Source organism: Caballeronia mineralivorans PML1(12) (genome assembly GCF_001028175.1).
In the GTDB taxonomy this organism is placed as follows: domain Bacteria; phylum Pseudomonadota; class Gammaproteobacteria; order Burkholderiales; family Burkholderiaceae; genus Caballeronia; species Caballeronia mineralivorans.
On record NZ_AEJF01000085.1, the window covers coordinates 141,747 to 153,093 of the forward strand.

The 11,347-nt window shown below is 60.7% G+C and carries 9 protein-coding genes; 7 read left to right on the top strand and 2 right to left on the bottom strand.

Annotation, left to right across the window (positions count from 1 at the left end; genetic code table 11):
• The first annotated feature begins 63 nt into the window (after positions 1–63).
• From EOS_RS13255 to EOS_RS13265, 3 genes are all read left to right on the top strand, one after another.
• Positions 64–1,218: a methionine aminotransferase gene (locus EOS_RS13255; RefSeq protein ID WP_047847091.1), complete on the top strand. Its 1,155-nt coding sequence runs from the start codon at positions 64–66 to the stop codon at positions 1,216–1,218.
• Between the two features lie 40 nt (positions 1,219–1,258).
• Positions 1,259–2,053, top strand: a complete 795-nt coding sequence (locus tag EOS_RS13260; protein ID WP_047847092.1) for an ABC transporter substrate-binding protein — start codon at positions 1,259–1,261, stop codon at positions 2,051–2,053.
• Between the two features lie 169 nt (positions 2,054–2,222).
• On the top strand, positions 2,223–3,785 hold the full coding sequence (locus EOS_RS13265) for a DHA2 family efflux MFS transporter permease subunit (protein WP_047847093.1): 1,563 nt from the start codon (positions 2,223–2,225) through the stop codon (positions 3,783–3,785).
• A gap of 54 nt (positions 3,786–3,839) precedes the next feature.
• Here the strand turns inward: EOS_RS13265 and EOS_RS13270 are convergent, their stop codons facing one another.
• Positions 3,840–5,348, bottom strand: a complete 1,509-nt coding sequence (locus EOS_RS13270) for an MFS transporter (RefSeq protein WP_047847094.1) — start codon at positions 5,346–5,348, stop codon at positions 3,840–3,842.
• A 310-nt stretch (positions 5,349–5,658) separates the two neighbouring features.
• Between EOS_RS13270 and EOS_RS13275 the strand changes: the two genes are divergently transcribed.
• From EOS_RS13275 to EOS_RS13285, 3 genes are all read left to right on the top strand, one after another.
• On the top strand, positions 5,659–6,129 hold the full coding sequence (locus EOS_RS13275) for a universal stress protein (protein ID WP_047847095.1): 471 nt from the start codon (positions 5,659–5,661) through the stop codon (positions 6,127–6,129).
• A gap of 99 nt (positions 6,130–6,228) precedes the next feature.
• Positions 6,229–6,969 (top strand): helix-turn-helix domain-containing protein, encoded by a 741-nt coding sequence (locus tag EOS_RS13280; protein ID WP_075645325.1) that lies wholly within the window; start codon positions 6,229–6,231, stop codon positions 6,967–6,969.
• Between the two features lie 92 nt (positions 6,970–7,061).
• Positions 7,062–8,411 carry an SUMF1/EgtB/PvdO family nonheme iron enzyme gene (locus EOS_RS13285; RefSeq protein ID WP_047847097.1) on the top strand — a complete coding sequence of 450 codons (1,350 nt, stop codon included), beginning with the start codon at positions 7,062–7,064 and terminating at the stop codon, positions 8,409–8,411.
• Between the two features lie 265 nt (positions 8,412–8,676).
• Here EOS_RS13285 and EOS_RS13290 read toward each other — a convergent pair whose 3' ends face one another.
• On the bottom strand, positions 8,677–9,885 hold the full coding sequence (locus EOS_RS13290; protein WP_047847098.1) for an MFS transporter: 1,209 nt from the start codon (positions 9,883–9,885) through the stop codon (positions 8,677–8,679).
• A 166-nt stretch (positions 9,886–10,051) separates the two neighbouring features.
• On the opposite strand from EOS_RS13290, the gene EOS_RS13295 reads away from it, so the two are divergent.
• Entirely contained in the window at positions 10,052–10,990 is a 939-nt protein-coding gene (locus tag EOS_RS13295; protein WP_047847099.1) for a LysR family transcriptional regulator, read from the top strand.
• Positions 10,991–11,347: the final 357 nt, after the last annotated feature.

Genomic DNA, 11,347 nt, shown 5'->3' on the forward strand with positions numbered 1-11,347 from the left:
CGCTTTATTGCTGCGGTCGAATGACAATCGATATTCGAATTCAGTCTTCCGGAGACCATCGTCGTGAAAAGTGCCTGGACCCCCGCGTCGAAGCTACCTAATGTTGGCACGACCATATTTACCGTGATCGGCCAGCTCGCCGAGGAACACCAAGCGCTGAATCTCTCGCAAGGCGCGCCCAATTTCGCGTGCGATCCGAAACTCGTGGAAAGCGCTGCCCAAGCCATGCGTGCCGGGCATAACCAGTACGCCCCCATGTCCGGCGTGCTCGCGCTGCGCGAAGCCCTCGCACAGAAAACGGAGCAGCTCTACGGCGCCACCTACGATCCGGACAGTGAAATCACCGTGGTCGCAAGCGCGAGCGAAGGGCTGTACGCGTCGATCAGCGCGCTCGTCCATCCCGGTGACGAAGTGATCTACTTCGAACCTTCATTCGATAGCTACGGCCCCATCGTGCAATTGCAGGGCGCCACGCCCATCGCGATCAAGCTCTCGCCGGTGGACTTTCATATCGACTGGGACGAGGTCGCCGCGGCCATCACGCCGCGCACGCGGATGATCATCGTCAATTCGCCGCACAACCCATCCGGCAGCGCATTCACGGCTGAAGACATCAACCGCCTCACGGCGCTGACGCACGATTCGAAGATCATCGTGTTGTCGGACGAGGTGTATGAGCACGTCGTCTTCGACGGCGCCTTGCATCACAGCATGGCGCGTTATCCGGCGCTGGCTGAGCGCAGCGTGATCGTGTCGTCGTTCGGCAAGTCGTATCACGTGACAGGGTGGCGCGTCGGCTTCACGCTCGCCCCCGCCGAGCTGACCAACGAGATCCGCAAGGTCCATCAGTTCATGACCTTCTCCGCCGATACCCCCATGCAGATCGCGTTCGCTGAAGCGCTCGGCGACGCATCGAGCTATCTCGGGCTCGGCGAGTTCTATCAGAAGAAACGCGATCTCCTCGCTGAAGCACTTAGCGGTTCACGCTTCGAACTCTTGCCGAGCGCGGGCAGCTTTTTCATACTGGCGCGCTTCGGCGCGTTCTCCGATGAATCCGACAGCGACTTCGTGCTGCGCCTGATCCGCGAAACCCAGGTCGCGACCATTCCGTTGTCGGCGTTCTACACCGACGGCACGGACAACCGCATCATCCGCCTCAGCTTCGCCAAGGACGACGACACCCTGCGAGAAGGCGCCCGCCGCTTGTGCGCGGTTTGACGCTGGTTAGAAGCCATTCCAACTTATAGAGACACACGCCATGAAAAAAACCGCTCACGTTTTGTCGGCCGCACTGCTGCTGGCCGCCTCGGTCTGCACCACCGCCGCGTACGCCGCCGAATCCGATACCTTGCGCTACGGGGTGGAAGCGCAGTATCCACCGTTCGAATCGAAGGCGGCATCGGGTGAATTGCAAGGCCTGGATATCGATGTCGGCAACGCCATCTGCGCCACAGCGAAGATGAAATGCGCGTGGGTGGAGACCTCGTTCGACGGCCTGATTCCCGCGCTGCAGGGCCGCAAATTCGACGCGATCAATTCCGCGATGAACGCAACCGATCAGCGCCGTCAGGCCATCGATTTCACGACCGTGGTGTATCGCGTGCCGACCCAACTGATCGCGAAAACTGGCAGTGGGCTCGAGCCGACGGCGGCATCGCTGAAGGGCAAGAACATCGGCGTGTTGCAGGGTTCGATCCAGGAAAGTTTCGCCAAGGCGCACTGGGCCAACGCAGGCGTGAACGTCGTACCGTACCAGGACCAGAACCAGGCTTACACCGACCTGAAGGCCGGGCGTCTTGACGGCACGCTGGTGCTCTCGGCAGCCGGACAAAGCGGCTTCTTGTCGAAGCCGGACGGCGCGGGTTACAGCTTTGTCGGCGGCCCGGTCAGCGATGACAAGATCCTGGGCAGCGGTATCGCGTTCGGGATTCGCAAGGGCGACGATGCGTTGAAGCAGCGCCTGAACACAGCAATCGCGAAGCTCAAAGCGGATGGCACGATTGCGGCGTTCGCGAAGAAGTATCTCGGCGATATCGACGTGTCGGCCAAATGAGCGAGGCTTAAAACCGGGGTTTCCGGAACGGCGAACGAGCCGATTGGGCCGATCAAGGCCGCGGTGTGATCAGCGAGGATTTTTGAACGCTGGCACACTGCGGCCTTCGTTGTTGGCACAATCGGCCGCCACGTTTCATTGCGTGGCCGCTGCTTTATCCGGATCTCCCATGAGCACTGCGCCTGCCGCACCCTCCGCGCCGCCGCCGTTAAAGGGCGGACAACTGGTTCTCGCGACCATCGCCGTGGCACTCGCCACGTTCATGAACGTGCTCGATTCATCGATCGCGAACGTCGCCATCCCGACTATTTCCGGCAATCTCGGCGTTTCCGTCGATGAAGGCACGTGGGTCGTGACCGTGTTCGCGGCGGCCAACGCGGTGTCGATTCCGCTGACCGGCTGGCTGACGCAGCGCATCGGGCAGATCAAGCTGTTTGTCGGCGCTATCTTGTTGTTCGTGATTTCTTCGTGGCTCTGCGGACTTGCGCCGACTTTGCCGGTGCTGCTTGCCGCGCGGGTTTTGCAAGGCGCCGTTGCCGGGCCGCTGATTCCGCTGTCGCAGGCTATCTTGCTGGGTTCGTACCCGAAGGAGAAAGCGTCTATGGCGCTTTCCTTATGGGCGATGACCGCCGTTGTCGGGCCGATCGCCGGACCGGCTTTAGGCGGCTGGATTACCGATAGCTACAGCTGGTCGTGGATCTTCTATATCAACATTCCTGTCGGCTTGTTTGCCGCCAGCGTGACGTGGTTTATTTACCGGAAACGTGAATCCGCCACGCGTAAAGCGCCCATCGATACGGTCGGGCTCGCATTGCTGATTGCGTGGGTTGCATCGCTGCAGATTATGCTCGACAAGGGTCGTGACCTCGACTGGTTTTCATCGCCGCTGATCGTGTGGCTGGGAATCATTGCGTTGATTGCCTTTGCACTATTTGTGGTGTGGGAACTGACCGATGCGAATCCCGTTGTCGATTTGCGGTTGTTTGCCGGGCGGAATTTCTTTGGCGGGACAGTCGCCATTTCCGTCGCTTACGGGGTGTTCTTCGGCAATCTCGTTTTATTGCCGCAATGGATGCAACAATATCTGAATTACCGTTCCGTCGATGCCGGCCTGGTGACTGCGCCATTGGGTATTTTTGCGGTGATTCTCGCGCCGGTCATGGGTCGGGTCTTGCCTCGCACCGATGCGCGCGTAGTCGCGACGATGGCGTTTATCGGTTTCGCGATTGTGTTTTTTATGCGCTCTAACTATGTGATCGAGATCGATACCTGGCACCTGGTTTTGCCCACGCTTTTACAGGGCATTCCGATGGCGCTGTTTTTCGTGCCGTTGACGTCGATTATCTTGTCCGGGCTGGCGCCGTCGAAGATTCCGGCTGCCGCGGGGTTATCGAATTTTGCGCGGGTGTTTTGCGGGGCGGTGGGGACATCGCTTGCGGGGAATGCCTGGACGGATCGGATTGCCTTGCATCATGAGCGGCTGACTGAGCAGGCTAATGCGAATAACCCGGCGTTTATGCAGTCATTGCAGGCGTCGCAGAGTGCGCTCAATGTCAGCGAGGCTCAAGCTCGGGGGTTGTTCGATTTCACGGTCAATACGCAAGCCGCGATGATGGGGCTGAACGATATCTTTTTTGCTTCCGCGGTTATTTTCATCCTGATTATTCCGCTGATCTGGATTACCAAGCGGGCGAAGGGCGGAGGCGGTGGAGCGGCGGCAGGAGCACACTAATATCAGCGCGGTTTCGTTCGCACCAGTGTTCAGGAGCGAACGAAACCGCGTCCCCTACCCCTTGCGAAACGTAATGTGCGACACCCTTCGCACCATCAGCACCGCCGACAACGCCGCCACCGCGGTCAGCGCCACGCCAATGTGAATCGACTGCACGAGCACCTCTCGTGCGCTCTCGATCAGCGCCGGGCCATCCAGCCCGGCCGGCACCAGATCGGCCAGCAACTTCCCCCGCAACGCCGAATCGATCAGGATCCGTGGATCGTCGAACCTCGGCAGCCACGCCGAACTCGCCGGTTCGCCGAGCACTCTCAACGTGCGCGTGATGACATCCCGGTAATGATGCTGCACGATCGTCGCGACCACGCTGGTCCCCAGCATCCCGCCGACCATACGCGTCGATTGCAACAACGCCGTAGTAATGCCAAACCGCTCACGCCCGGCAATCTCCTGCCCGAAGACATTCAGGTTATTCAGCACGAAACCCAGGCCAATACCAATCCCGGCCATCGGAATCTCGATCCAGATATGCGGCGTGGAGGCACTGGCAAACGCCAGCGCAATACACGCGAACATCAACAACGTGAATCCAATCGACAAGATGAACGTCGGCTTGCGCAAATGAATCACGATGCGCGTATTGATAAAACTGCCGATGGCAATAAACATCGCGATCGGCGTGGCCAATAAACCCGCCTCCTGCGGCGATAAACCGAAACCGCCCTGCAGTAAAAGCGGCGCAAAAAAGATCAGCGAAAACATCACGAAACCCGACAGCGTGGACAACGTGAATAACGTGACGAGCTGCGGATCCTTGAACAGATCGAGCGGGATGATCGGATGCGTCGCACGACGCTCGCACATCAGCAACGCCACCGCGCCAACAGTCACACAGGCGGCAAGCACCAGATTCCCGGTGGTCAGCCCGCTCTTTGGCACAGCTTCGATGAATGCCTGCAAGCCACCCAGCACCAACGCAACCAGCCCCGCGCCCAACCAGTCGATCTTCACCGCGCCCTCACGCGGCCGATGAAAGTTCGGCAAATGCACCCAGATGAAATAAAACGCGGCAATCCCCACCGGCAGGTTGATCAGGAAGGTCGAGCGCCATCCCCAATGCTCGCTCATCCAGCCGCCCAGCGACGGCCCCGCGGCGGTTCCAATGCCGTATGACGCCGCCATCACGACCTGCCAGCGCACCCGCAAACGCGGATCGGGGAAGAGATCGGGGATTGACGCGAACGCGGTTCCGACCATCATGCCGCCGCCTATCCCCTGCAAACCGCGCGCGATGACCAGGAACAGCATGTCGTTGGCCACACCGCACAGCACGGAAGCCGCCGTGAACGTAAGCACCGCGGCAATCACGAAACGCTTGCGGCCGAAATAATCGCCGAGCCGGCCGAATACCGGCACGGTCACCACCGACGCCAGCAAATACGCGCTCGCAATCCATGCGTAATACTCGAAGCCATGCAATTCCGCGACGATCGACGGCAGCGCCGTGCTGACCACGGTCTGATCGAGTGCGACCAGCATATTGACCAGACCGATGCCGAGCATCGCGAGGAGGGCGTTACGGAAAGGCAGAGGGGTTGCGGATTCGGGAGGAGACGTAGCAGCGGACTGGGACACGGGCTGGGTGAGTTAGGAAAGTGAAAAGAGGGATTAAATACCAACATCAAGCCCCGGATTGTATGACGGGATTATTTTGTCCGGTTGGTCAGGATCGGCCCCGCATCGACAAAAGAGGAACATTAATCAGATTGGTACGGTCGTAAATTTGTAAGCTCGGTAATCAGGCGCGACTGTTTTCATCGATAAAAATGTCGCATGCACGTCGCGTGCGTTTCAACCGCTGAAGGAGAACCGTATGTTCAAACGAATCGTCGTGGCCATCGACGGCAGCCGCACTTCGCACCGCGCATTCGAGTCCGCGCTGGAACTCGCCGCCACGCATGGTGCGGTGCTGCAACCGTATTACGTGGTGGAAAACGCGCCGGTTTATTACGACGTGCCGGGCTACGATCCCTCGGTCCTGCGCGACGAACTCGCCGCCCAGGGCGCCAAACTCGGCGACGAAGCGCTCGCCGCGATGAAACAGCGCGGCGTAGAAGGCGCAATGGCGATAGCTGAGGCTTCCTCCGTGGACGACGTGGCCGATCTGGTGCTCAAGGCCGCCGCGGCGTTCAGCGCGGATCTGCTCGTGATGGGCACGCACGGCCGCAAGGGTTTCCAGCGGCTGATACTCGGCAGTGTCGCGGAAAGGTGTTTGCGGCAGGCGACGCTACCGGTGCTGCTGATTCCTTCCGCTGCCGGCGGCGACGAAGCGCCGGCTTCGTAAAGGCCTTTATCGCGCGACGTTTTGCCACCCGGGGGCGCATGGCATCGATGGGACAATTTCCTTGTTCCAGATCAAAACGAACTAAAAAGCGAGCGAACCATGCCAACCGTCCACGGGACTTCCGCCCCACTCTCGAACGCGCCCTCGCGTCACGCCGCCCATTGTTCGACCTGCGCCTTGCGGCACTACTGCCTGCCGCAAGGTTTGTCCTCCGACGACGTCAACACGCTCCAGAAGGTCATCGTCAACGCTCGCACGATCAAGCGCGGCGAAACGCTGTTTCGCGTCGGCGACACCTTCGACACCCTCTACGCCGTTCGCTCGGGCTCGCTCAAAACGGTGGTATCAACGCCGAACGGCAGCGGCCGCGAGCAGGTCATGGGCCTCCATCTCGGCGGCGACGCACTCGGTCTCGAAGGTTTCGACAACGGCCGGCACGCATGTCACGCCGTCGCGCTCGAAGACAGTTCGGTCTGCCTGATTCCGTACGTGCATTTCGAACGCGCGTGCCGCGAAACCAGCGCCCTGCAGCGCCGGTTGCTGCAGTTGCTGAGCCGCGAAGTCGTGCGGAAGTCGACGCAAACCCTGATCCTCGGCACCTTGCGCGCCGACGAGCGTGTCGCCGCCCTGCTGCTCGATCTCTCCGCCCGGTTGAAACACCGCGGTTACGCCAGCAACGAATTCAACCTGCGTTTCACGCGCGACGACATGGGCAGTTTTCTCGGCATCACGCTTGAAACGGTCAGCCGGACGCTGTCGCGTTTTCAGGCGAAGGGTCTCATCGATGCAAATGGCAAGCTCATCCAGATCCTCGACTTCGACGGTCTGCGCGCGATCTAGCTCGCGGCGCGCTGGCGGTCCAAGCGCACTTGGCATGCCCTCTGCTACGATTAATCGTTTTGCATCGGCCCATGCCCGGAGACAAGAGCGAAATGAATCGCGAACCTACCCCGCTGCATCCGCTGCTCGCCCGCCTGCGCGAAGCGCGCCAGACCACCGACACGCTGTTCTCCATCGTCAAACCCGAATTCCTGTATGAGCGCCCGATTGCCGAGCGGCATCGGATCGTGTTCTACATTGGGCATCTGGACGCCTTCGACCGGAATCTGTTCGATCAGCGCCTCTTCGACCTGCCCAGCCCCAATCCCGAGTTCGATCAGTTATTTGCATTCGGCATCGATCCGGTCGGTGGCGGCCTGCCAAGCGATCAGCCGCACGACTGGCCGACGCTTGCCGCTATTCACGCCTATGTTCAGCGGATTCGCGATGACATCGATGCGCGTTTCGACCCCGTCGAAATTACAAAGCGTGAAGATAAGCGTGCCAATCCCGGCGCTTTGGAAGACGCGCCCGAGACGCTGCTGGAGGTCGCGATCGAGCATCGGCTGATGCACGCGGAAACGCTCGCGTACATGCTGCATCAATTGCCGCTGCACCAGAAAACCGGGCCAGCGGTCACGGAAAACACCGCGGCACATCCGCTCGACAAGACCCTCGCGCGCGAAATGGTCCGCGTGCCCGCCGGCGTAGCAACGCTCGGCCTCGCACGCGACAGCGGCACGTTCGGCTGGGACAACGAGTTCGGTGAACATCGTGTGGAGGTGCCCTCGTTCGAGATGGACCGCTATATGGTCACGAATGCGGACTGGCTGGATTTCATTAATGCCGGCGGCTACAGGCATCGCGATTACTGGCGCGAGAGCGACTGGGCTTGGAAGGAACGTGATGGCATTGACAAGCCGGCGTTCTGGGTACGTGATAAGTCATCCGAAGAATCGAACGGCTCCGGCTGGAAGCTGCGAACCATGTTTGCCGAGATCGCGCTGCCTGCAGACTGGCCGGTGTATGTGAGCCACGCCGAAGCCAGCGCCTACGCGAAATGGGCGGGAAAATCGTTGCCGACGGAAGCACAATGGCAATGCGCCGCCGAGTTTGCCCCGAATGCCCCGCACGCTCGGCAAGGCAATTTCGATTTCCGCCGATGGGAGCCGTCACCGGTCCATGCCCACCCGGAGAATCGCAGCGCGGCGGGCGTGGTCGGGCAATTCGGCAACGGTTGGGAATGGACATCGACGACCTTCGGGCCGTTACCCGGATTCGAGCCGTTTCCGTTCTACCTGGGTTACTCCGCGAACTTCTATGACGACCAGCATTACGTGCTCAAAGGTGGTTCGCCACGCACGGCGGCATGCATGCTGAGACCGAGTTTTCGCAACTGGTTCCAGGCGCATTACCAGTATGTGTATGCGGGATTTCGCTGCGTGCGGGGTTTTGACAAATAAGGCATAAGTTGGTCACCAGAGCTGCCCTATGGTTTATTGCGAAAACCGGTGAACTTGTGCCTTATTTTACCGATGCATGGCACCAGACCGGGCGTAGGCAGCATACTGATTATGCTACGAGACAAGACTGACCCGTGCTGGCTAGAGTTTTCCCTTCTGCACCAATTTAAGTATCCGGCGGTTCTCAGTTTCAGGCCAGAAAGCAATATCGGTCCTGGCCCGAGCGACGCGCTCAGTAAAGCGGCCACCGGAAGCCTCCACCCCTTTATCGCGCTTCACGCGCCTCATGGTCGACGCTTTTGTCGCTTTTCGCCACAGGCCGTCGCCGACTGGAAGCGGGAGTAATCTGCAGCAGCATCGAGGCGCCGGCAAAGACAATCCCAACGCAGCACACGCCCGCCCAATGCCACACGCTCCATGCATAGTTGCCAAGCGTCGCGCCGATTGCCCCGCCCGCAAAGCGGATCGTCATATAAAGCGTGTTGGCGCGGCTCATCGCAGTGCTCCGAACCGCCAGGTTGCGCGCCATGTTTGAGACATGCGAGCTTTGCAAGCCGAGGTCTAGCAGGATCACGCCGACGATTAACCCGCCGATGCTCGCGCCTTTCCAGGCAAGCAGCCCATACGAGGCGATGAAGACAATGCTGGCGGCGAGAATCACACGACGCGGATCGTGCGCATCGACCAGCTTTCCGACGGCATAGGACGCGCTCGCGCCGGCGACACCGACGAGCCCGAACAATCCAGCTGTCTCGCTGCCGTAACGAGGGTCGAGGCCGTGCAGGTGAAACGCGAGCGTCGTCCAGAAGGCACTGAATGCGGCAAACTGCAACGCCGCGATCGAAGCAGTCTGCCTTACGACGGGCTCCTCGCGCAGCAACACAAACAGGGAACGCATCAACACGCCATAGCTGCCCGAGAAAGTCGGCTCGACGCGTGGAAGCACGCGCGCAAGCATGGCGGCAACGGCCACCATCGCGACTGCCGCGAAGGCGTAGACGGCGCGCCATCCGAAATACGCAGCGATCACGCCCGATACCGTGCGAGAGACGAGGATGCCGCAAAGCAGGCCCAACATCACGATTCCGACGGCCTTGCCGCGGCCCTGAGGTCCTGCAATCTGAGCCGCAAGAGGCGTGAGCAATTGCGGTGCCACACTAGCCATGCCCGCGGCAAAACTCGCCGCCACGGCCCAAGGCAGCGTGGGCGCCGCCGCCATCGCGACAAGCGCGACGACGGACGCCGTCAACGTGAACGCGAAGAGCTTGCGAAGCTCCACCTTGTCGCCAAGCGGAATGAAGAAGAGCAGGCCCAGCGCATATCCAGCCTGCGCGGCGACGGAAATCACGCCAGCCTGACCTTCAGTAACCCTGAACGTATGCGCGAAATCGACGAGCAGCGGCTGGTTGTAATAGTTATTGGCGACGACGAGCCCGGCTGCGAGTGCCATCACCCAGTAGATCGATTGCTTCATCTGCGCCCACCCTTTGCCGGAAATTGTCGATGTGCTCGCGCGCTCGAGCCTAGGCGTGGCGCACGGGCTTTTGCGGTTTGCTCAAAGGGAAATGTAGACTATTCCTTGATTCGGGAGTACGGTCCTAAATCGGTAATGACTCTTCCGTTTTGGGGAAAGGTGACTCATGGACCGATTCGATGCAATGAATGTGTTCGTCCGAGTGGTGGAAGCCGGCAGTCTGTCTGCCGCCGCCCGAGCGATCCCGATGTCGTTGACTTCGGTGAGTCGCCACTTGTCGGCGCTCGAGACGCAATTTGGCATGCAGTTGCTGCGCCGCACGACACGGCACATTGCGCTGACAAACGAGGGGCGCGTCTTTTTCGAGCGTGCGAAGTCGATCCTCGCGGATCTGGATGAAGTGGGCGCGCTGCTCAGCGCGGGCCGCAGCGAGCCAGCGGGCCGTTTGTGTATTGCTACGCCTACGCTGCTAGGTCGAACCGTCATCGCGCCGCTCCTGCCGTGCTTCCTTGCGCGCCACCCCGCAGTTTCAATCGAGCTGCTGCTGATCGACCGCGCTGTGAATCTCGTCGAGGAGGACATCCACCTCGCGATTCGCGTGGGCCGCCTGCCCGATTCAGCGCTCGTGGCACGCAAGCTCGGTGACGTGCGCATGATCGTGTGCGCCGCGCCGTCTTATATCGAGCGCCGCGGCGCGCCTTGCTCGCCTGACGAGCTGCGCCGGCACGACTGCCTCGTTTTCTCCGACCAGCCTGGCCCCGTCGATTGGCACTTCAAGTCCGCAGGCACTCGTCGTTCCGCCCGCATTACAGGCCGCCTCTGGGCCAACGCGCTCGACGTGCTCGCGGCCGCGGCGATCGACGGTGCGGGTATTGTGCGTGCCCCGTCGTGGCAAGTGGCGAACGACATCGAGCATGGCCGGCTGCGTCGCATCCTTCAAGACTACGAACCAATGCATGCGCCAGTGAATGCGCTCTTCGAACGTGCGCGACGCACGTCGCCCTCTGTGCGTGCCTTCCTCGACTACCTGGTCGAATCGACGAAAACGGGGCCGCTCGCAGGCATGTCCCGCTTCGGCGAAGCACTTGGTGCGACAAACGGGTGATACCGCATTGCGCCGGGCGCCTATGCGGCGCTCACGTCCCCACTATAAGATTGGTTCTCGCCAGACTCACATTCGCCACGCAGATAGCTGCCATACGCATCAGCCTGCAGCGTGCCGTCGGACGACTTGCGGGGACCTTGTCGATTTCGGGATTCAGGTGCGATGGGCAGGAACGATCAATCCAGTCAATAGACTTGAACTATTGTCGAGAGCGAATCGCCACGTACTACCAGATTTCGCTCGATGAACTGCTGCGCGAGCAGCGCGCGCTAGATCGAGCGGGCCGCGACGACGTCCGAACGACCGCTTGCGGCTTTCAATGGGTCGTTGGGAGCTGATTGGTCAGCGGCTGCTCGT